The sequence below is a fragment of the Hoyosella altamirensis genome, from assembly GCF_014191505.1.
Classification (GTDB): domain Bacteria; phylum Actinomycetota; class Actinomycetes; order Mycobacteriales; family Mycobacteriaceae; genus Hoyosella; species Hoyosella altamirensis.
In genome coordinates this window covers 19,542-39,822 of record NZ_JACHWS010000001.1, presented here as the reverse complement: position 1 = coordinate 39,822, position 20,281 = coordinate 19,542, and the positions used below count along the sequence as shown (strand labels likewise).

At 62.6% G+C, this 20,281-nt stretch carries 20 protein-coding genes and 1 pseudogene; 16 read left to right on the top strand and 5 right to left on the bottom strand.

Annotated features, from left to right (window positions below; genetic code table 11):
* Nucleotides 1–15 precede the first annotated feature (15 nt).
* Nucleotides 16–846, bottom strand: a complete 831-nt coding sequence (locus tag FHU29_RS00195) for a biotin--[acetyl-CoA-carboxylase] ligase (protein WP_064440637.1) — start codon at nt 844–846, stop codon at nt 16–18.
* Nucleotides 847–927: 81 nt separating this feature from the next.
* Between FHU29_RS00195 and FHU29_RS00190 the strand changes: the two genes are divergently transcribed.
* The 13 genes and pseudogenes from FHU29_RS00190 (at nt 928) to FHU29_RS00135 (ending at nt 11,047) form a co-directional block, all read left to right on the top strand.
* Nucleotides 928–2,607 carry an acyl-CoA carboxylase subunit beta gene (locus tag FHU29_RS00190; protein ID WP_064440636.1) on the top strand — a complete coding sequence of 560 codons (1,680 nt, stop codon included), beginning with the start codon at nt 928–930 and terminating at the stop codon, nt 2,605–2,607.
* Nucleotides 2,604–2,840 carry an acyl-CoA carboxylase subunit epsilon gene (locus FHU29_RS00185; RefSeq protein ID WP_064440635.1) on the top strand — a complete coding sequence of 79 codons (237 nt, stop codon included), beginning with the start codon at nt 2,604–2,606 and terminating at the stop codon, nt 2,838–2,840. The genes FHU29_RS00190 and FHU29_RS00185 overlap by 4 nt, the downstream gene beginning before the upstream one ends.
* Nucleotides 2,841–2,844: 4 nt before the next feature.
* The gene (locus tag FHU29_RS00180; RefSeq protein WP_064440634.1) at nt 2,845–3,513 is read left to right on the top strand and encodes a Maf family protein; all 669 of its coding nucleotides are present in this window, start codon (nt 2,845–2,847) and stop codon (nt 3,511–3,513) included.
* Nucleotides 3,510–4,421, top strand: a complete 912-nt coding sequence (locus tag FHU29_RS00175) for an ABC transporter substrate-binding protein (protein WP_064440633.1) — start codon at nt 3,510–3,512, stop codon at nt 4,419–4,421. The genes FHU29_RS00180 and FHU29_RS00175 overlap by 4 nt, the downstream gene beginning before the upstream one ends.
* Before the next feature lie 124 nt (nt 4,422–4,545).
* Nucleotides 4,546–5,445 (top strand): sulfurtransferase, encoded by a 900-nt coding sequence (locus tag FHU29_RS00170; RefSeq protein WP_064440632.1) that lies wholly within the window; start codon nt 4,546–4,548, stop codon nt 5,443–5,445.
* Nucleotides 5,446–5,458: 13 nt separating this feature from the next.
* Complete coding sequence (locus tag FHU29_RS00165; RefSeq protein WP_064440631.1) at nt 5,459–5,881, top strand: SufE family protein; 423 nt, start codon at nt 5,459–5,461, stop codon at nt 5,879–5,881.
* Between the two features lie 227 nt (nt 5,882–6,108).
* Nucleotides 6,109–7,896 (top strand): acetyl/propionyl/methylcrotonyl-CoA carboxylase subunit alpha, encoded by a 1,788-nt coding sequence (locus tag FHU29_RS00160; protein WP_064440630.1) that lies wholly within the window; start codon nt 6,109–6,111, stop codon nt 7,894–7,896.
* A 49-nt stretch (nt 7,897–7,945) separates the two neighbouring features.
* A pseudogene (locus FHU29_RS22940) lies at nt 7,946–8,092 on the top strand (DUF1707 SHOCT-like domain-containing protein); the annotation flags it as partial.
* A gap of 120 nt (nt 8,093–8,212) precedes the next feature.
* The gene (locus FHU29_RS22935; protein ID WP_260151891.1) at nt 8,213–8,347 is read left to right on the top strand and encodes a hypothetical protein; all 135 of its coding nucleotides are present in this window, start codon (nt 8,213–8,215) and stop codon (nt 8,345–8,347) included.
* Nucleotides 8,348–8,695 (top strand): GNAT family N-acetyltransferase, encoded by a 348-nt coding sequence (locus FHU29_RS00150; protein WP_064440628.1) that lies wholly within the window; start codon nt 8,348–8,350, stop codon nt 8,693–8,695. It abuts the gene before it with no gap.
* A 25-nt stretch (nt 8,696–8,720) separates the two neighbouring features.
* The gene (locus FHU29_RS00145; protein WP_064440627.1) at nt 8,721–9,089 is read left to right on the top strand and encodes a VanZ family protein; all 369 of its coding nucleotides are present in this window, start codon (nt 8,721–8,723) and stop codon (nt 9,087–9,089) included.
* 10 nt (nt 9,090–9,099) lie between these two features.
* Nucleotides 9,100–9,714 (top strand): hypothetical protein, encoded by a 615-nt coding sequence (locus FHU29_RS00140; protein WP_157095144.1) that lies wholly within the window; start codon nt 9,100–9,102, stop codon nt 9,712–9,714.
* Between the two features lie 46 nt (nt 9,715–9,760).
* Nucleotides 9,761–11,047, top strand: coding sequence for an alpha/beta fold hydrolase (locus tag FHU29_RS00135; protein WP_064440625.1), 1,287 nt, complete (start codon nt 9,761–9,763; stop codon nt 11,045–11,047).
* Between the two features lie 3 nt (nt 11,048–11,050).
* Here the strand turns inward: FHU29_RS00135 and glpD are convergent, their stop codons facing one another.
* Nucleotides 11,051–12,790: a glycerol-3-phosphate dehydrogenase gene (gene glpD, locus FHU29_RS00130; RefSeq protein ID WP_064440624.1), complete on the bottom strand. Its 1,740-nt coding sequence runs from the start codon at nt 12,788–12,790 to the stop codon at nt 11,051–11,053.
* Between the two features lie 91 nt (nt 12,791–12,881).
* Between glpD and glpK the strand changes: the two genes are divergently transcribed.
* Nucleotides 12,882–14,381: a glycerol kinase GlpK gene (gene glpK / locus FHU29_RS00125; protein WP_064440752.1), complete on the top strand. Its 1,500-nt coding sequence runs from the start codon at nt 12,882–12,884 to the stop codon at nt 14,379–14,381.
* Between the two features lie 165 nt (nt 14,382–14,546).
* Nucleotides 14,547–15,497, top strand: a complete 951-nt coding sequence (locus FHU29_RS00120) for a hypothetical protein (RefSeq protein WP_157095142.1) — start codon at nt 14,547–14,549, stop codon at nt 15,495–15,497.
* 92 nt (nt 15,498–15,589) lie between these two features.
* Here the strand turns inward: FHU29_RS00120 and FHU29_RS00115 are convergent, their stop codons facing one another.
* Complete coding sequence (locus FHU29_RS00115; RefSeq protein ID WP_064440622.1) at nt 15,590–16,993, bottom strand: NAD(P)H-quinone dehydrogenase; 1,404 nt, start codon at nt 16,991–16,993, stop codon at nt 15,590–15,592.
* A 181-nt stretch (nt 16,994–17,174) separates the two neighbouring features.
* Between FHU29_RS00115 and FHU29_RS00110 the strand changes: the two genes are divergently transcribed.
* Nucleotides 17,175–17,645 carry a gamma-glutamylcyclotransferase family protein gene (locus FHU29_RS00110; protein ID WP_064440621.1) on the top strand — a complete coding sequence of 157 codons (471 nt, stop codon included), beginning with the start codon at nt 17,175–17,177 and terminating at the stop codon, nt 17,643–17,645.
* Here the strand turns inward: FHU29_RS00110 and FHU29_RS00105 are convergent.
* Both FHU29_RS00105 and FHU29_RS00100 read right to left on the bottom strand, forming a co-directional pair.
* Entirely contained in the window at nt 17,642–18,718 is a 1,077-nt protein-coding gene (locus FHU29_RS00105) for an ABC transporter ATP-binding protein (RefSeq protein WP_064440620.1), read from the bottom strand. The genes FHU29_RS00110 and FHU29_RS00105 overlap by 4 nt on opposite strands.
* The gene (locus FHU29_RS00100; protein ID WP_423785866.1) at nt 18,715–20,238 is read right to left on the bottom strand and encodes an ABC transporter permease; all 1,524 of its coding nucleotides are present in this window, start codon (nt 20,236–20,238) and stop codon (nt 18,715–18,717) included. The genes FHU29_RS00105 and FHU29_RS00100 overlap by 4 nt, the downstream gene beginning before the upstream one ends.
* Between the last annotated feature and the right edge of the window lie 43 nt (nt 20,239–20,281).

Genomic DNA, 20,281 nt, shown 5'->3' with positions numbered 1-20,281 from the left:
TCTTATTTTGCGTCCCTATTCAGCTGGACGCACATGAGTCACGTCACCAGCTGATACCGAAACCACCTCACCGCCAGAATCGGGGCGCACCACCAGGCGGCCAGATGCGTCGATGCGCTCGGCACGGCCGTACAGCGACTCGTCACCTGGCAATGACACTCGTACCTGTTGACCCAGCGTGACGCACCACGCCACGTACTCCGCGGCGACTTCCGAGTCGCCGCCGCCCGCAGCCATCCAGTTATCGAGCCGAGTCGCGAGTTCCTTCAGAGCGGCGGCTGCGAGCAAATTGCGGTCAACGCTGGGCGCGCCCTCGATCATCAGTGACGTCGCGGTGGGTACGGGAAGTTCGTTCTCGGCCAGGCGGACGTTGATACCGAATCCCACCACTACCCCTGGAGTGCCTGGCTGAGCGGCAACTTCTGCGAGAATCCCGGCAATCTTGCGCTCGCCTACCAAGATGTCGTTCGGCCACTTCAGCCTCGCATCGACACCTGCTGCCTCACGCAGTGCGCGCGCAACCGCAACGCCGGTAAGTAGCGGAATCCATCCGAGCCGCGCGGGTTCCACGCCGACCGGCCGGAAAAGCACCGACATGATGAGGCCCGAGCCCGGCCTGGTAACCCAGGTACGGTCGTGCCGGCCCCGCCCGGCAGTCTGCTGTTCAGCAAGGAGAACCGCACGGTCCGTGCCGTTCGCCGCCTGCACAAGGAGGTCCGCGTTCGTCGAGCCAGTCTCGGAAACAACGTCGATTGTGTCCCAGAAGTCCGACGCTTTACTGCACTCAGATTCGAGTTGGGAGCGGATTTCTTGTGCGCTGAGAGGGCCGGATTGCGCGTGTGCCATGGCCTCACACTACGACGGGGCATGGCGTGTAATGGGTACTCGGTCACATCTTTCTGGGAGTTTCTCGATACACTCGCGCCCATGACCAGTGTGACCGAGCCAGAGCAGACCTCGCCGGAAGCGCCAGAAGCAACGCCGGGCGGGAACAGCGAAGCCGCAGAGACAATCGACATCCACACCACAGCGGGAAAGCTTGCTGACCTTCGGCGGCGGCTCGAGGAGTCGCAGCATCCGGTAGGTGAAGCTGCGGTCGCGAAGGTCCACGACAAGGGGAAACTCACCGCCCGCGAGCGGATCGAGCAGCTTCTCGACGACGGGTCCTTCGTCGAACTCGACGCCCTCGCCCGGCACCGCTCCACGAACTTTGGGCTGGCCGACAATCGTCCGCTCGGCGACGGGGTCGTCACCGGTTACGGCACTATCGACGGGCGTGAGGTGTGCGTCTTCAGCCAGGACGTCACCGTCTTCGGCGGCAGTCTCGGCGAAGTCTACGGCGAGAAGATCGTCAAGGTCATGGACCTCGCCCTCAAGACGGGACGTCCACTGATCGGAATCAACGAGGGCGCGGGAGCGCGCATCCAGGAAGGCGTTGTATCGCTCGGCCTGTACGGCGAGATCTTCCACCGGAACGTTCGCGCCTCGGGCGTCATTCCCCAGATCTCCCTCATCATGGGGCCCGCCGCGGGCGGACACGTGTACTCCCCCGCCCTAACCGACTTTGTCGTCATGGTGGACCAGAAGTCCCAGATGTTCGTGACCGGGCCGGACGTCATCAAGACGGTCACCGGCGAAGAGGTCACGATGGAAGAACTGGGTGGCGCACACACGCACATGGTCAAGTCCGGTGTCGCGCATTACGTCGCAAACAGCGAAGACGACGCGCTTGACTACGTCAAAGAACTACTCAGCTTCCTGCCCAGCAACAATCGGGGCGAGGCGCCGCGCTTCCCGTCGCCAGCCCCTCTGCACGGCAGCGCGGAGGACTCCCTTACGGCTGATGACCTCGAACTCGACACAATCATCCCCGATTCACCTAACCAGCCGTATGACATGCATGAAGTCATCAGGCGAATCGTCGACGACAGCGAGTTCCTCGAGGTACAAGCCCAGCGCGCGATGAACATTCTCTGCGGGTTCGCGCGCGTCGAGGGCCGCAGCGTGGGGATCGTCGCAAATCAGCCCACCCAGTTCGCGGGCACGCTCGACATTGCTGCGTCAGAGAAGGCAGCGCGGTTCGTCCGCACCTGTGATGCGTTCAACGTGCCAATCCTCACTCTCGTTGATGTGCCGGGCTTCCTCCCCGGAACGGACCAAGAGTTCAACGGCATCATTCGGCGAGGAGCGAAGCTCCTCTATGCCTACGGTGAGGCCACAGTCGGCAAGATCACCATCATCACCCGCAAGGCATACGGTGGGGCCTACGACGTGATGGGCTCCAAGCACATGGGCGCCGACGTGAACCTTGCCTGGCCGACGGCACAGATCGCCGTGATGGGCGCGTCCGGCGCGGTCGGGTTTGTGTACCGGCGCCGTCTGCTCGAGGCAGCCAAGAACGGGGAAGACGTCGACGCGCTACGGCTGCAGCTGCAGCAGGAGTACGAAGACACTCTCGTCAACCCCTACATGGCTGCGGAGCGCGGGTACCTCGACGCAGTGATTCCGCCGTCGCACACACGCTGGCAGGTTGCCACTGCGCTGCGACTGCTGGAGCGGAAGGTCGTCAACGTTCCACCGAAGAAGCATGGGAATATTCCACTGTGAGCGAGTCAGACCCAACACCAGCCCCCACCTTTCTCCAGGTGGAGCGCGGAAACGTCACGGATGAGGAACTTGCCGCGCTCGTCGCCGTCTTCGCCGGTGCTGCCGCGGCGGCTTCTGCGAATCCAGCCCCAGATCCGCGACCGCGGGAGATGTGGGGAAACGTTGTCGACAACTTGCGCCACCAGCCGCCCCTCCCGCCGGGTGCGTTCGTCAACCAGCGGTACTGGCAGTAAAAGTATGGCCCGGTTTGTCCTCGCTTCGGCATCACCGGCGCGACGTGCTGTCCTGCGCGCGGCCGGTGTCGAACCGCTGGTTCGAGTCTCCGGAGTCGACGAAGAGGCGATCGCGGAAGATCTGGGCCCCGGTGCGTACCCCGACGAAGTCGTGACTGTGCTCGCTCAGGCGAAAGCCCGGTGGGTGGCTGAGGAGATCGCTCGGGGAGGTACCGAATGGGCGGGTGAAGGCAACGCTGCTGGGCTCACCGACTGCGTGGTGGTGGGATGCGACTCGATGTTGTTCATCGGTGGTGAGCTGCAGGGAAAACCGCTCACCACCGATGTGACCAGACAGCGGTGGAAGCACATGATGGGGCGCACCGGTGATCTGCTCACCGGGCACTGCGCCATTCACGTTCGTGATGGCGTTGTCGTGGGCGAAGCATCGGGCTGTAGCACGACCACCGTTCATTTCGGCGATCCGAGCGAAGAAGACCTTGACGCGTACCTCGCGTCCGGCGAACCGCTCAATGTCGCTGGGGCGTTTACTCTGGACGGTCTCGGAGGCTGGTTTATCGACCGTATCGAAGGCGACCCCTCGTCTGTCATCGGGATCGGGCTGCCTCTTGTACGGTCCCTGCTCACCAGACTTGGAATTAGTATCTCCGACCTCTGGAGCCACACTCAATGACACCTCGGCTCTCTCGTCGAGCATTCCTCGGCGCATTCATGGGCGCGAGCGGGGCGGCACTGGTTGGCTGCGGCGGCGAAGGGGACGGTGATTCAGGCGCCGCGAGTACAGCTACCGTAACCACACCCCTCGGCACGGTGACCGTTCCGCTCGACCCGCAACGCGTCGTCGCCGTTGACAGCCGTCAAGATCTCGAGATCGCTCTCGCGCTGGGTCTGCCCGTCGCAGGGTATACCTCCCCGCTCATTCGGCCGTGGGTTCCGCTGCGCGGCGACCCTGAATCGTTGCGCTCGCCGGTCAACATCGTCGAACTGGTCCGGATCGATCCCGACCTCATCATCTGCACGAACATCGAAAGCCCGTTCTGGCTCACGCCGGAACTCAGATCGGTGGCTCCGGTGCTGCCGGTCGACCCCCGCGCCCCATGGCAGACAAATCTCGCGACGATCGGCGGGTGGCTCGGCCGGGAGGACGTCGCAGACGCCGAAATCAAGAATTACCAGGATCGTATCGAGCGCGTGCGCAGCCGCCACGGCGAAAACCTGCGCGAAAGTGTCGCAGTTGTGGGGATCGCCACAGACGGCACAATTACGGACTTGAGTCACACGCCCACCATTCCGGGAGTCACTGTGGAGGACCTCGGGGCCACCGTTGTCCGCTTCACAACGGATCCCGAGGCGCCAGCAGATCCCGACGCGGCAGCAGCAGCACTTGCGGAAGCCGACCGCATCCTCGTCTCCAGCGATGATCCCGAACTCGAGCCGGATTACCTGGTAGATCACCCTTTCCTGGGGCAGTTGCCCGCAGTGCGGACGGGCCGGGTCATCGTGACCGCTGACGTCAGCTACGGCTCTGTCCACACCGCCCTCGAGACAGTGGCGCAGTTTGATGAACTGCTGCGCAGGTGACGTCAACGCCGTTGATAGTGCATCCAAGCGGCGCTGCGCATTGTTGCTGCATGCCGCAACGTACAAAGAACCGCTAACGTTGACGTGACAACATTTCCATAGGCACCACAAAGGAGCTGACGCCGTGCCAGTCCCTCCGGAGAAGAACGCAGCCTTCGCCGCATATGCACATCCAGAGCGCCTGGTCTCGACCGAATGGCTTTCCGCCAACCTCGGTGCTCCCGGGCTCAAGGTCGTGGAGTCAGACGAGGATGTGCTCGTCTATGACATCGGCCACATTCCCGGCGCGATCAAAATTGATTGGCATCTAGACCTCAACGACCCCGTCACGCGTGACTACATCGACGGCCAGCAGTTCGCCGACCTGATGCGCCGCAAAGGCATCAACCGTGACGACACAGTCGTCATTTACGGCGACAAATCGAATTGGTGGGCGGCCTACGCAATGTGGGTTTTCACATTGTTCGGTCACCCCGACGTTCGCCTTCTCGACGGCGGCAGGGATGCGTGGATCGCGGAAGAACGCGACATGAGCTTCTCCGTCCCACAATTGCCTGCAGCTGATTATCCGGTCGTGGCCCGGGACGACTCGAAGATTCGCGCATTCCGCGATCAGGTTTTGTTCCACCTCGGCTCGGGGCCCCTCATCGACGTGCGCTCACCCGCTGAGTACACGGGCGAACGCACCCACATGCCGGACTATCCCGAAGAGGGCGCACTGCGCGGCGGCCACATCCCGACGGCAGCGAGTATCCCCTGGGCGAAGGCCGCCGCTAATGACAGCCGATTCAAGTCACGCACCGAACTCGATGCGATCTACGGGGATCTCGACCCGAACGGCCACACAATCGTTTACTGCCGCATCGGGGAGCGTTCAAGCCACACGTGGTTCGTCCTTACGTACCTGCTGGGGTTCACGGACGTGCGCAACTACGATGGATCGTGGACAGAGTGGGGAAATACCGTGCGTGTGCCGATCGCTAAGGGCGAGGAGCCAGGTGAAGCCCCTTCTCGAGCGTCGTGAGGACCGATAGCTGATGGGCTCAATTCCTGAGTCACTCGGGGATATCGTCGAGGACTTCAGATCAGTTGACGGACAGGACAAACTCCAGCTCCTACTGGAGTTCAGCCGGGAACTGCCGGCGCTTCCCCCCGAGTTGGAGGAAGCGGCCATGGAACCCGTTCCGGAATGCCAGTCCCCACTGTTCCTCGCCGTTGATGCCGCAGATCGTGGGCGTGTGCGTCTCCACTTCAGTGCTCCGCCGGAGGCGCCCACGACTCGTGGTTTCGCCTCGATACTGCATCAGGGTCTCGACGGGCTGAGCGCGGACGCCATCCTCGAGGTTCCAGACGACTTCTACTCGGACCTTGGTCTCAGTTCCGTGGTGAGTCCGCTTCGCCTGCGCGGTATGTCGGCGATGCTCGCGCGCATCAAACGGAAGCTGCGTGAGAAAATGTGATCAAATCGCGGCTTTCCGCTGGTGCTCCGCTCGCGTCGCTGCTGGGTTACCCATCGGTAATCTGTGACAGTGGAGAGACAGGAAGTCAGCAGACGGGCACCCTCGGATTACGCTGTGGTAGCCCTTCTGCATAGACTCACCTTCGACACAACGTGGAAGTTCATCGTTCCCCGGCTCAACACGACTAGAACCGGAGGCAACGACTTAGGGCGAAAACAGGAGGCCCCGTGCCCAGCGAGACGACTGCACGCATCACAAAGGTTCTCGTCGCCAATCGTGGCGAGATTGCTGTCCGGGTGATACGCGGGGCACGGGATGCAGGTATCGCGAGCGTCGCCGTGTACGCCGAACCGGACGCAAATGCTCCCTTCGTGAGACTGGCCGATGAAGCCTTCGCACTCGGCGGTCAGACCTCTGCAGAGTCTTACCTGGTTTTTGACAAGCTTCTCGACGCAGCGCGCCGTTCCGGCGCGGACGCGATTCACCCCGGCTACGGCTTCCTGTCGGAGAACGCCGATTTTGCCCAGGCCGTCATTGACGCTGGCCTGATCTGGATCGGTCCCGACCCACAGTCCATCCGCGACCTGGGCGACAAGGTAACCGCGCGGCACATCGCCACACGTGCAGGTGCGCCGCTGGTCCCGGGAACGAAAGATCCGGTAAAGGACGCCGACGAAGTGGTGACGTTCGCGGAGGAGCACGGCCTCCCGATCGCGATCAAAGCTGCGTTCGGTGGCGGTGGGCGAGGCATGAAGGTGGCACGCACCCTCGAAGAGGTGCCTGAACTGTTCGAGTCCGCAACACGAGAGGCAGTTGCGGCTTTCGGCCGCGGCGAGTGTTTCGTCGAGCGCTATCTAGATCGGCCCCGGCATGTCGAAGCTCAGGTGCTTGCTGACGTGCACGGCAACGTCGTAGTCGTCGGCACGCGCGACTGTTCGCTTCAGCGGCGGTTCCAGAAGCTCGTTGAGGAAGCTCCTGCTCCGTTCCTGTCTGACAGCCAGCGCGACGAGATCCACACCTCCGCCAAGGCGATCTGCCGCGAGGCGAACTACCACGGCGCGGGGACCGTCGAGTACCTCGTCGGCCAGGATGGCCTCATTTCGTTCCTCGAAGTCAACACGCGTCTCCAGGTCGAGCATCCGGTGACTGAGGAGACCTCCGGCATCGATCTCGTCCGTGAGCAGTTCCGCATCGCCGAAGGTCAGGTTCTCGATCTCAAAGAGGACCCCACACCTCGCGGCCACTCCTTCGAGTTCCGGATAAACGGAGAAGACGCCGGCCGAAACTTCCTCCCCGCTCCCGGCTCAATCACGCGATACGAAGTACCGTCAGGGCCTGGCGTTCGTGTCGATTCCGGCGTGGAAAATGGAAGCGTCATCGGTGGCCAGTTCGACTCCATGCTCGCGAAGCTCATCGTCACCGGGCAGACGCGGAAAGAGGCACTTGAACGGTCTCGGCGAGCGCTTGCCGAGTTCCACGTAGAGGGTATGGCGACCGTTATTCCCTTCCACAGCGCGGTCGTCGCGGACCCTGCCTTCATCGGGGACGAAACAGGCTTCAGCGTCCACACACGCTGGATCGAGACCGAATGGGACAACAGCGTCGAACCGTACGTCGGTTCTGTTGCGCCTGAAGAAGAACCACTGCCGCGCCAGAGTGTCGTCGTTGAGGTCGGCGGAAAACGCCTCGAAGTTTCACTGCCCGGCGACTTCACAGTCGCCAGCAACGGTGCAGCTACTGGCGGTGTACGCAAAAAGCCAAAGCCACGTACGCGTGGCGCCGCAGGAGGCGCCGTCGCTTCTGGTGACGCGGTCGTCGCGCCGATGCAGGGAACCGTCGTCAAGGTAGCCGTCGAAGAGGGACAGGAAGTCCAAGAAGGCGAACTCGTCGTCGTACTCGAAGCGATGAAGATGGAGAACCCGGTGAGCGCCCACAAGTCAGGTGTTGTCACGGGCCTCGCAGTAAGCCCCGGTTCGGCGATTACACAGGGCACTGTTCTTCTCGAGCTCAAGTAGCCGCGCTGTCGTGAGCAACTAGAATGGCCGCTATGGGGACGTACCTGACATTCGCGTTGGTCATGAGGAGCGGGAGCGGGCCATAGCGGCGCTGAACGAGCATTTCTCCGCTGGACGCCTCACTCTCACCGAATACGATGATCGGTCCGCAAGGGCTGTTGCTGCCACCACGCGCAGAGATCTGGATACCCTCTTCACAGATCTTCCGCTACTTCCAGCACGCGTGGGGCAGCCCGCCCCACCTCCTGCCCAACAGCATCCCCAGGTTGCAAAACCTAGCGGCCGGGAGCTCCCCCGCGGTCCCATCATGGCCCTGATGCCATTCGTCGCGCTCACTCTCTTCATCGTCACGGACTTCCATAACAACTGGCTTTTCTTTCTCCTAGTCCCGGTGACAGCGATCCTGCTTTTCGGTTTTGGCAGCTCGGATGACAACTCAGGAAAGTGCTAAGTGGAACCTGTCGAGATCAACGCTGGCGAGTGGTACCTGCGTGCGCTGCGCTGTGACGAACGCGTCGATGACAGTCCCGCATTGCGCGCGCACGGGGTCACCGATCCCGCGCGGTACGTGCGGACCTGCACTGCCGAGTGGAGCGCTGACACGCGATATACCTGGGCGGTGTGCGAACCGTCCACTGGCGAAATGCTCGGTGAGGTCTCGCTTCACCCAGGCGAAAGATCTGCTGTGGTCGAGACCTGGCATCGTGCAGGCCAAGAGGCAGCGGTAGCCACCTCACGCGAGGCGGTCATCCGCTTCTGTGAAGCGGGCCTCGGGCTTTCCATTAGCGACACTAACTAAGACTGTGGGGTGTCTCACACGCTCCATGTGGCGGCGCATTCCACTGGCAATCACGTTCGTGGTCGCGTGCGTGATGCTCTTTGGCCCCGCTCCGGATGCTCCGAGTCCTATCCCCCATCTCGATAAAGCTGTCCACTTCGTACTTTTCGCTGCGCTCGCTCTCACCTCGCGTTTTGCGCAGATAAGAGCTTTTCCAACGCTCCTCTGGGTCTGTGCCTTCGCAGTACTGTCCGAATTGCTGCAAGGGGCTCTTCCTGGCAACAGGACTGCTGACGCACTGGATGTGGCGGCTGACATTGCGGGAGCGATCGCTGGCCTGATGGCCGCACGCGCGACTTTCCTCCACTCTTCTGGTCGCGCCTCGGCCGAGCACTCACACCCGTCGAACCGGTAGGCTCAGACGTGTGAGAAACGGGCCTAAGAACGATCAGATGCCGCCGCGGGCAGCAGCATCCGACATTCGCGCTCGGCTCCGTGTTCCGTTGCCATCTGTGCTGGGGGGCGGGCACTTTCGCCGCTCACAGCCGCCTCGTCCTGAGCACCCAACTGCCCCACTGCCCCTCCTTGACGAGTCATCCCCCGGGGATGCTCTGAGGTCGCTCGCGGCGGTGCCCGCACATATCGGAAAGACCGCAAAAGGTGCCTTGTCCCCGGCTCGCAAGGTCATCGCTCACGCCTCGAGCAGCCTCGGCCCGAAAACGACCACCGAGCCGGAACTACCCGTCCTCACTCAGAGTGATATCGAGAAGCTGCACGCAGTCCAGGAAGAGCTTCGGATCCTTGCTCGAGCCGTGCGTGACCGCAGGATCCGTCGGCGGCTGAATCTCGCTCGCGAGTGCCTCGGCGAGATCGGGCGCGACAACAAGCCGGGGGGATTGGTCCCCCGCCGCAGCCGACCACGTGACATGCCGCTGACACGCCTGCACGATGCACAGCAGGCTGCGGCATCCTCGACGCGCAGCCTGCTCAACCCACTTCGATACCCCGGCTATCTGAGAACGGCACTCAGCCGAATTTAAGCCCCTCCACAGGATCGTGACAGCGATCACTTAGAATCCTCTTGTGATGTCAAGAATCCGGGCCAATCGAGTGCTGCTTGCCTGCTCGGCTGCGCTCATGGTTCTCGTGAGCGGCTCACCGGCTGTCGCGCAGAATGCTCCGTCGCCCGGCTTCTACGAGCCGCCCTCTCCCCTTGCGGCCAGCTCGCCCGGGGAAATCATCCGCACCGAGCCGTCGCCGCTGTTGCTGGAGATCCCCTCGCCCGACGGCCTGATCCCGGCTGAAGCAACTCGGTTCATGTACCAGTCCACGGACACGCACGGGGCTCCTGTCGCCGTCACTGGAACGTATCTCGATCCGGCGGCGCCGTGGCCCGGTCCTGGGCCACGGCCGCTCATCAGTATGGCGCCCGGTACTCAGGGCCAGGGCGATCAATGCGCCCCTTCCAAACTTCTCAGTCAGCTGATTCACTTTGACTATCCGCTCGACCTGCGCGGCGAGTATGAGCTGCCATTCATGACCGCCATGCTCGCGCAGGGCATTGCTGTCGTGATGACCGACTATCAAGGCCTCGGCACGCCAGGGCATCACACTTACGTCAATCGCAAGGCACAGGGTCACGCTGTTCTCGATGCTGTCCGAGCAGCACAGCGGCTTCCCGGCACGAAGATCAGCAGTGGGGGCCCTGTCGCCCTGTGGGGATATTCACAGGGCGGTGGCGCGTCCGCGAGTGCAGCGGAGCTTCATGCCAGTTACGCCCCGGAACTCGACATTAAGGGCGCATATGTGGGGGCGCCGCCCGCCGACCTTGCCGAAGTGCTGCAGGTCGTCGACGGCACGATCTTGACAGGTGTCATCGGCTACGCCATCAATGGTTTTTCTCAGGCCTATCCGGAAATCCGCCCGATCGTCGACAACGAGGTGAATGAGGTCGGCCGTTCAGTACTCAATGAGGTGGCGGGCCAATGCGTCGCGGAAACCGCTTTACGGTTCGGTTTCCAGCAAACCCGCGACTACACGCGCTCAGGCGAACCACTGTCGGTCATCCTCGATCGATACGAGGAAGTGCGTGCGATATTGGCGGACCAGCGCCTCGGTAGCATCGCGCCGACCGTACCCGTGCTGATTCAGAGCGGAACCGCAGATGACATCGTGCCGGCGCATCAGGTCCGTCAGTTGGCCCGTGAGTGGTGCAGCCAAGACGCTACTGTCGAGCTGTCTCCGAACGAACTCCCGCCGATCATTCCCGGGCTTGCGGTTAACCACGCAGTGCCCTACCTGGCGGGGATAGGTGAATCAATCGAGTTCATCAACGCCAGATTCGCTGACCGCCCGGTCCGGTCGACCTGCTGATTGCTAGTGCGGGATATTCGCGCTGACTGGTTCTTTGATGAACGGCCGCGCTTCTGGAGCCGCCGCCCGCAAAGCATCCGCTGACGCGTCGTCCGGGCGCGCTTGGGATTCCTTCTCAGCCTTCACGCGCGCGAGGAAAAGGTTTACTTCGCGATCGACGTCCACGTCGTCCCACCCAAGGACCGGGGCGACCAGTTCGGCGACCTGATGGGCACAATCTGCACCCCGGTGCGGGTATTCGATAGCGATCCGGGTACGCCGGACAAGGATGTCCTCGAGGTGCAGCGCCGCCTCAGCGGAGGCGGCGTACACAATCTCGACCTTCAGGTAGTCCGGCGCCGCCTCCAGGGGATCAAGGAGATGCGGTGCCTTCTCTGCGCACGCCAGCACCTCGTACACCATCGAGCCGTACCGGTCGAGTAGGTGGCGCACACGGTAGGGATGGACGCCGTATTGCGCGCCGAGGTGATCGGCCTGATTGATCAGCGCGTGGTAGCCATCCGCGCCGATCAGCGGCACTCTCTCCGTGATGGAAGGTGCTACGCGATTAGGAATGAACTCGGAAGCAGCATCCAGTGCGTCCGCGGCCATCACACGGTACGTCGTGTACTTCCCACCAGCGATCGCTATGAGCCCCGGCGCGACCTCCGCGACAGCGTGCTCGCGCGACAACTTTGACGTCGTATCACTCTCACCGGCGAGCAGCGGCCTCAGACCGGCGTACACACCCGAAATATCGCCGGGCGTCAACGGTGTCACCAGAACCTTGTTCACATGCGCGAGGATGTATTCGATGTCAGCTCGGGTTGCTGCTGGGTGGGCCAGGTCGAGGTGCCAGTCGGTGTCGGTAGTGCCGATAATCCAGTGCCGGCCCCAAGGAATCACAAAGAGTACTGATTTCTCGGTCCGCAAGATGATCGCGGCTTCGCTGATAATCCTGTCGCGCGGAACCACAATGTGCACCCCTTTCGAGGCGCGCACACGGAACCTGCCGCGCTGGCCGGAAAGAGCCTGAATTTCGTCCGTCCAGACGCCAGTACAGTTGATCACCACGTGAGCTTTGATCTCACCGGTGTCTCCGGTTTCACAATCCCGGATAGTCACACCCGATACACGGTCAGCTTCCTTGAGGAAGTCGATGACCTGCGTCGATGAACGAACCACAGCGCCATAGTGCGCGGCGGTCCGCGCGACGGTCATCGTGTGGCGAGCATCATCCACCACCGTATCGAAGTAGCGGATACCGCCAATGAGCGACTGCCGTCGCAGTCCCGGCGCCATCCGGAGGGCGCCCGCGCGTGTCAGTTGCTTTTGCGCGGGCACCGATTTCGCGCCACCCATCCTGTCGTACAAGAAAATCCCGGCACCAATGTAGGGACGCTCCCAATAGCGCTTCGTCAGGGGAAACAAGAACTCCAGTGGCTTCACCAGATGCGGTGCAAGGCGGCTCAGTGCGAGTTCCCGTTCCTTCAGCGCCTCGCGGACGAGCCCAAATTCGAGCTGTTCGAGATACCGCAGTCCCCCGTGAAACATCTTCGACGAGCGGCTCGACGTGCCAGAAGCCAGGTCCCGAGCCTCAACTAGGCCCACTTTCAAACCCCTGGTCGCCGCGTCGAGTGCCGCGCCGGCGCCGACGATACCGCCGCCGATCACAAGGACATCGAACTGCTGGGTCGTCAGATCTTCCCAGGCCTGCTTTCGCCGGGCAGGACCGAGAACATGGGTGTCAGACTGATGACGCAACGAGAACCCCCTAAACGGCGCCGGAGTGATTCCCAGGCTAGTAGCTTGGGCCAGGAAGCACAGGACGAACACACTGGAGCGACATGTGACTGTGACCCGCTACGTTGCCGCTATCGACCAGGGCACGACCTCGAGCCGCTGTATTGTTTTCGACCACTCCGGACGAATCGTTTCGGTGTCTCAGAAGGAACACCAACAGATCTTTCCCCGAGCAGGCTGGGTCGAACATGATCCGGCCGAGATCTGGTCAAACGTTCGTGAGGTCGTCGGTGCGGCCATCGGGAAAGCTGATATACCGAAGGACTCAATCGCGGCTGTTGGAATCACAAATCAGCGTGAAACCACTGTCGTGTGGGAGCGTGCGACGGGAAAGCCGATCTACAACGCGATCGTCTGGCAGGACACTCGAACTGAAGAGCTGTGCCGCGAAATTGCTGGATCGCAAGGTCCCGACCTCTACCGCGAACGAACGGGACTGCCACTGTCAACGTACTTCTCGGGCCCAAAGATCAGATGGATTCTCGACGAGGTCGACGGGGCCCGGGAACGCGCCGAGCGGGGCGAGTTGTGCTTTGGAACCATGGACACTTGGGTGTTGTGGAATGCCACAGGCGGACCGGATGGAGGCGTTCACGTCACCGATGTCACCAACGCCTCGCGAACGCTTCTGATGGACCTCACGACTCTCGAGTGGGACGAGGCGATCTGTGAAGATATCGGAGTCCCTGTCGCGATGCTCCCGGAGATCCGCAGCTCGTCTGAGGTGTACGGCAGCGCCCGGCCGAAACGCGGTCTAGACGGGGTCCCGATTGCGGGGATCCTCGGCGACCAGCAGGCCGCCACCTTCGGCCAGGCGTGTCTCTCCCCTGGAGAAGCAAAGAACACTTACGGCACTGGCAACTTCCTTCTGCTGAACACAGGCACCTCTCCCGTGCACAGTGAAAACGGCCTGCTGACAACGGTGTGCTACCGCCTGGGGGCCGCTGATCCTGTTTATGCGCTCGAAGGATCGATCGCCGTTACGGGATCCCTGGTGCAGTGGCTGCGAGACAACCTCGGGCTCATCTCGTCCGCAGCGGAGGTCGAATCCCTGGCCCGGTCCGTCGACGACAACGGGGGCGTGTATTTCGTTCCCGCCTTCTCTGGGCTGTTCGCTCCACGGTGGCGACCAGACGCCCGGGGAGTCATCGCCGGTCTCACACGGTTCCACAACAAAGGACACATCGCGCGCGCGGCTCTGGAGGCGACCGCCTATCAAACACGTGAAGTTCTCGAAGCCGCCCGAGCCGACTCCGGCGTTGCCCTCACCACACTGAAGGTCGACGGCGGGATGGTGTCGAACGAGCTTCTGATGCAATTCCAGGCTGACATGCTTGATGTTCCCGTGATCAGACCGGTGGTGTCGGAGACGACCGCGTTAGGAGCCGCCTATGCGGCAGGGCTCGCCGTCGGGTTCTGGGATGACGTCGAGGATGTTCGCTCCAACTGGGCGCAAGACAAAGCCTGGCAGCCATCGATGGAGGCCAGTGAACGCGCCCGGCTCTACGCCGACTGGAATAAGGCGGTTGAGCGGACCTACGGCTGGGTCTAGCCGCCTCCAGCCGCGTGAGAAATGGGCACGCGCGGGAGTCATATCTAACGCGGCTGCACGTATCTCACGCGGGGGCATGTGGATAACGGGTCCGGCGTGCAGTGAGGCCCTAGAACTGTGGATAACTTCCGCGGTCACAGCCAGATTTGATACAAGATTGCCTGCGTGACATCGAACTTCTCCCCGCACAGGGGACTCCTCGTCAGGAATCTCACGTCGTCGCAGCGGCGGGCAAACCGGCGGAAACGTGAGTTCGTGCAGTTGCGGCGCAACTGTTACGTGCGCAGCGACGTGTGGGAAGCGCTCACTCCTGAGCACCAACACGTTTTGCGTACATTTGACGCGATAGACAGCGTGCAGAATCGGTCGACCGTGGTTAGTCATGTCTCCGCAGCTGCAATGTGGGGGTTGCCGATATGGGATTTGCCCCTGGACCGCGTACACCTCTCGCGGCCGGGCAACGGAGGAGGCCGAACCGAACGGTCGCGCACCATTCATGTCGCTCCTCTCTCCCCCTCCGATGTCACCAGAAAAGAGGGCGTTGCGCTCACGACCCCTCAACGCACCATCGTGGATATCGCCCGCACCGTTCCGTTCGAACACGCGGTAGTTGTCGGCGACGCAGCCCTGAATCGCAGCTTGGTGTCAAAGACCGACCTGATGAAGTGCCTCGAGCGCGCCGTGAACAGGAACGGGATCGAAGCCGCGCGCCGAGTTGTGGAGTTCCTCGATGGCCGCAGCGAAAGCGTCGGTGAATCGCGAAGCCGAGTCCTGTTACATACCGAGTTCCCGGGCATGCACGTGCAGGCTCGTGTCGTCGATGAACGTGGTGCAGTGCTCGCCCGCGTCGACTTTCTGTTCGACGAGGGTGTAATCGGGGAGTTCGACGGCCGGGTCAAATACAGCTCACACCTGAGGCCTGGCGAGACGAGCGCCGACGCCGTTGTCCGTGAGAAGCTGCGCGAAGATGCATTACGCGAGGCGGGCTGGATCGTGATCCGATGGACCTGGGCGGACCTGGCACACCCTGAGCGGCTTATCCAGCGCATACGGAGGGCTCTTGATGAGGCATATCGCCAGCAGCGGCCAACCAGGCTTTGGGTCCCCGCCGCATAGGACTGGCCGCACTGGAAATGTGCAGCGACGTTAGTTGCTTCTACCGCGACTGCACATAACTAGTGCGGCGCATCCATCGTGAAGGAGCGCGACTAGTCCAGATCGTCGTGACGCATCAACTGGCGGGCAGCCTCGTTGATTGACCCCGAGAGAGATGGGTACACAGAGAACGTCGACGCGAGGTCGGTAACAGTCAAATGGTTCTGCACGGCCATCGCGATGGGCAGGATCAACTCTGAGGCAACGGGTGCTACCACCACGCCACCAATGACCACACCTGTCGCTGGGCGGCAGAAGATCTTGACGAAGCCCCGGCGCAACCCCATCATCTTCGCCCGCGGGTTGGTATTCAGCGGCAGCATCACAGTCCGCGCAGGCACCTGACCTTCGTCAATCGCGGTCTGTGCGACACCCACGGTGGCGATCTCGGGGCGTGTAAAGATCGCGGAGGCTACGGTCTTCAGCTTGATTGGGTTCACACCCTCGCCGAGCGCGTGATACATGGCGATGCGGCCCTGCATGGCTGCCACCGACGCGAGCGGGAGCAGGCCCGTGCAGTCACCCGCCGCGTAGATACCTGGGATGCTGGTCCGCGAGACACGGTCAACGCGAATGTAACTCCCCGGATCCACTTCGATGCCGACACCGTCGAGACCGAGAGACTCTGTGTTCGGGATTGAACCCACCGTCATCAGAGCGTGGCTGCCAGTGACGGTACGGCCGTCACTCAGGTGGACAAGTACGCCGTCATCGGTGCGCTTCACTGAATCGGCGCGTGCGTGCTTGATGAAGTTCACTCCACGTTCAGCGAGTGATTCCTCGAGAACCATCGCGGCGTCGGCGTCCTCGCTGGGCAGCACGCGGTCGCGGCTAGTGAGGAGGGAAACCTCCACCCCCATCTCCGTGTACGCGTTCACGAACTCGACACCGGTGACGCCGGACCCGACAACAATGAGGTGCTCCGGCAGTTCGTCGAGGTCGTATATTTGCCTCCATGTGAGGATCCGCTCGCCGTCCGGGCGGGCGCTTGGCAGGATCCGCGGTGACGCGCCCGTCGCGATCAGGACGAAGTCAGCATCGAGTACGAGTTCCTCGCCGGACGCCAGCGTCGCTTGCACTTTATGGGCAGCGAGCCCTTTACCCGTGTCCATGAGCTGACCGGTGCCGTTGAGCAGCCGAACGCCTTCGCGCTGCAAACGTGCCCGGATGTCGGACGACTGGGCCTGGGCGAGACTTTTCACGCGGGAATGGATCCGCGGCACCGAAATTCCGACGTTCGCGGGATCGAGTTCAATGCCCAGAGCAGCCGCCCGGCGCATATCTGTGCGCACACCTGTCGAGGCTATGTACGTCTTTGATGGCACGCAGTCGAACAACACGCACGCCCCACCGATGCCGTCAGCATCGATAACCGTGACATCGGCCCCGTGCTGAGCTGCGACAAGCGCGGCCTCGTAGCCCGCTGGCCCGCCACCGATGATCACGATCCGGGTCATGTTTGTCCTCCATTCCCAAGGGCGGAAGCCCCAAGGTCGCCCCGGGGTTCCTCGTCATCGGCACCTACGCTATAGCGTCGTCACACCTCTCGTGCACCCCGGCCTCGAATCGGGTACCAATATCGGGGATGATGGGACGTGACAGCTGAAATGTTGACCGAGAAGATCTAGGCTTGCCGCCGTGCCCTTGTATGCCGCGTACGGGTCGAACATGGACCCTGAACAGATGTTGTCCCGTGCTCCGCACTCGCCGATGGCGGGAACCGGCTGGTTGTACGGCTGGCGATTGACCTTTGGCGGCGACGATATTGGCTGGGAAGGTGCCCTCGCCACGGTCGTCGAAGACCCCTCGTCGCGCGTCTTTGTCGTCCTCTACGACGTGACGCCTGAAGATGAATCAAGCATGGACCGGTGGGAAGGCGCCGAAATGGGCATTCACCGGAAACTTCGCGTGCGTGTGGATATCAATGGCAGCGAACCTGCACTCGCGTGGCTATATGTCCTCGACGCCTATGAGGGTGGTCTTCCATCGGCGCGGTATCTCGGTGTCATGGCTGATGCGGCGGAGAAGGCAGGCGCACCCGCCGAGTACGTCCGCTGGATAAGAACTCGTGAAGCGCGCAACGTCGGCCCAGGGACCTCGTTCGGCTAGTCCGCGAAGAACGGTACTGACGACGTCACGTCCACGCTGACTTCCTCGCCGTGAGTGAACTGGCGGTCTCCAGCGCAGTGTGCGCGCACCCAGATCTTGCGGTCTTCGGTGGCGGCTGTCACCAGCGTGGACGGACCGGTGAAGCGCACGTTGGTGACGGTCAGTCCGGTGGGTTCGGCGGCGGAACTGAATACGACTTGCTCAGGCCGGATCAGCACTTTGCCGCGGCCACTCGGCGTACCAAGAACGGGGATGAACCCGATCGGGGTGCGCACCCATCCGCTCGGCGCTGCCGAGGGATCCGCGTCGAGGACGACTGAGTCACCAACGAAGCGCCCGACCTCGAGTGACACCGGATTGTGGTAGACGTCTTCCGGCGTTCCGATTTGCGCAATCCTGCCGTCAAGCAGCACCGCAACCCGGTCAGCCATGCCGAGCGCCTCGTCCTGATCGTGCGTGACCAAGATCGAGGTCATTTTCCGTTCGTACAGCAAAGTTCGGACGTCGGCGCGCAAAGATGCCCGTAGTCCCGCGTCGAGCGCGCTGAACGGTTCATCGAGTAAGACCAGAGCGGGCGAGGGCGCAAGGGCGCGTGCCAGTGCCACACGCTGCTGCTGACCGCCAGAGAGCTGCGCAGGCCGCGCTTTCCCAGTCCCCGGAAGGCCAACTAGATCGAGCAAAGCGGTGACCTGTTCTCGACGCGACGCGCGCGCTTTGAGATCCATTCTGCGCATTCGGCTGTTCCCGAGGCCGTACGCAATGTTCCCGGCGACGGACAGGTGTGGGAACAGCGCGCCTTCTTGCGGCACGAGGCCGACGTGGCGCCGCTCCGGCGCGATGTGCCGCCCGTTACCGTCCGCGACGACACGTGATCCCAGACTTACGAGGCCGGCTTCAGCGCGGTGCAGACCCGCTATCACGCGCAGCAGTGTCGTCTTGCCACAGCCGGAAGGACCCAGCACCGCGAGGAGCTCTCCCTCATTGACGTCGAACGAGACATCATGAAGGACGCGTGACCGGCCGTACGAGGCGGTCACCCCTTTCACCTGCAGATCGCTTGGCCGCTCGTTCACTGGTGCACGTCCTCTGTCACTGCCGTCCCCCGCTGTGCTGGCGGACGGTTGCTAGCTTGCGCCTCGATTTCTGTCTGCAGCTGTGGTGCTGCAGACTTCCAGCCCATTACGTTTCCGAGCAACAGCGCGGGCAGCGCCGCTACAAGGATCAGGGCAGCGGCGTACGGCGCGGCTGCTCCATACGCAAGTGCGTCTGTGTGGCTCCATAGCCGGGTAGCGAGTGTATCTACTGAGGTAGGCCTAAGCATAAGCGTCGCGGGCAGTTCTTTGGCCACAGCGAGGAAAACTAGTGCCCCGCCCGCTGCTGCACCGGGCAGCGCTAGCGGAAGTACAACGCGGAGGTTGGTGCGCCACCGCCGCTCGCCGAGCGTTGCTGAGACGTCTTCAAGTGACTCCGGGACTGCGGCGACGGCGGATCGGATCGCCCCGACAGCGAGCGGTAGGAACAAGACAATGTAGGCAAGTACCAGCATTGGCACCTGCTGGTACCACTGCGGCAAGACTCGGATGCCCAGAAACACGATCGCTAGGCCCACGGTGATACCTGGCAGCGCGAAACCGACATATGAGACTGACTCGGCAGTCCGCGCCGCAACTGACCTTGAGCGGGCTGCATAGGCGCCGACGGGCAAAGCCACCAGTGTGGTGATCAGCGCGGCGACTCCGGCTATTCGGGTTGTCGACCAGGCCGCCGAGATCACCATGTCCCATTGCGGACTGACCTGCTGGGCGCGGTAGATCCAGCGCCCGAGAGCCGCGAACGGCAGAAGGACACCGATAGTGATCACGGCCGCGGAGAGCGCGAAAACGGCGCCGCGCGCCTTCCCGAGCGTGAAGGGCTGGGCACGTCGCGGTGTTCCCGACCCGATACGCGCCGCATACCCGCGGCGTGCGCGACGCTCGGCGATGGTCAGCAATATGGCGGCAAGCGCGAGGATCAGTCCAAGAATGGCGGCGGGCGTGCGGTCAAAAGATCCGCGGTAGCTTGTGTAGATCGCGACGGTGAACGCCTCGTATCGCATCAGCGCGACGGCACCAAAATCGCTGAGCGTGTAGAGCGCGACGAGTAGTCCCCCAGCGGTCGCCGCTGGCCACACTTGCCGGACCGTGACGGAAAGAACCGCGCCTAACCGCGTTTTGCCGAGAGTCTGCGCGACTTCTTCACCAGCTGGATCGGCTGCCGCAAGAGCGGCGGCGACTGGGAGAAACACGTAGGGATAGCTTGCGATCGTCAGGACCAGAACCGCGCCAGTGAACCCGGCGAACTGCGGGAACTCCGCGATCCAGATGAAACCCAGGACGTAAGACGGAATAGCGAGCGGGACGGTGAACGCGATGCCCAGCCAACGGCGGCCTGGCAGGTCAGATCGAACAGTGATCCACGCGAGCACCGAACCGAGGATGATGCACGCAACCGTGACGACGAGCGCAAGCCAGAAGCTGCGCCAGAAGAGCTCCGCGGTCCGCTGACGGGTCAGGACCGACCAGAAAACGTCGGGGCCTCGTTCGAACGCGCGAATGAAGAGGTAGATCAGCGGTGTTGCGGCGAGCGCCGCAACACCT

Coding starts and splice junctions, on each gene's coding strand:
- FHU29_RS00115 (WP_064440622.1), bottom strand. CDS start 16,993: ATGACCCGGATCGTGATCATCGGTGGCGGGCCAGCGGGCTACGAGGCC.
- FHU29_RS00175 (WP_064440633.1), top strand. CDS start 3,510: ATGACACCTCGGCTCTCTCGTCGAGCATTCCTCGGCGCATTCATGGGC.
- FHU29_RS22935 (WP_260151891.1), top strand. CDS start 8,213: ATGCCATTCGTCGCGCTCACTCTCTTCATCGTCACGGACTTCCATAAC.
- FHU29_RS00135 (WP_064440625.1), top strand. CDS start 9,761: ATGTCAAGAATCCGGGCCAATCGAGTGCTGCTTGCCTGCTCGGCTGCG.
- FHU29_RS00180 (WP_064440634.1), top strand. CDS start 2,845: ATGGCCCGGTTTGTCCTCGCTTCGGCATCACCGGCGCGACGTGCTGTC.
- FHU29_RS00145 (WP_064440627.1), top strand. CDS start 8,721: ATGTGGCGGCGCATTCCACTGGCAATCACGTTCGTGGTCGCGTGCGTG.
- FHU29_RS00165 (WP_064440631.1), top strand. CDS start 5,459: ATGGGCTCAATTCCTGAGTCACTCGGGGATATCGTCGAGGACTTCAGA.
- FHU29_RS00190 (WP_064440636.1), top strand. CDS start 928: ATGACCAGTGTGACCGAGCCAGAGCAGACCTCGCCGGAAGCGCCAGAA.
- FHU29_RS00195 (WP_064440637.1), bottom strand. CDS start 846: ATGGCACACGCGCAATCCGGCCCTCTCAGCGCACAAGAAATCCGCTCC.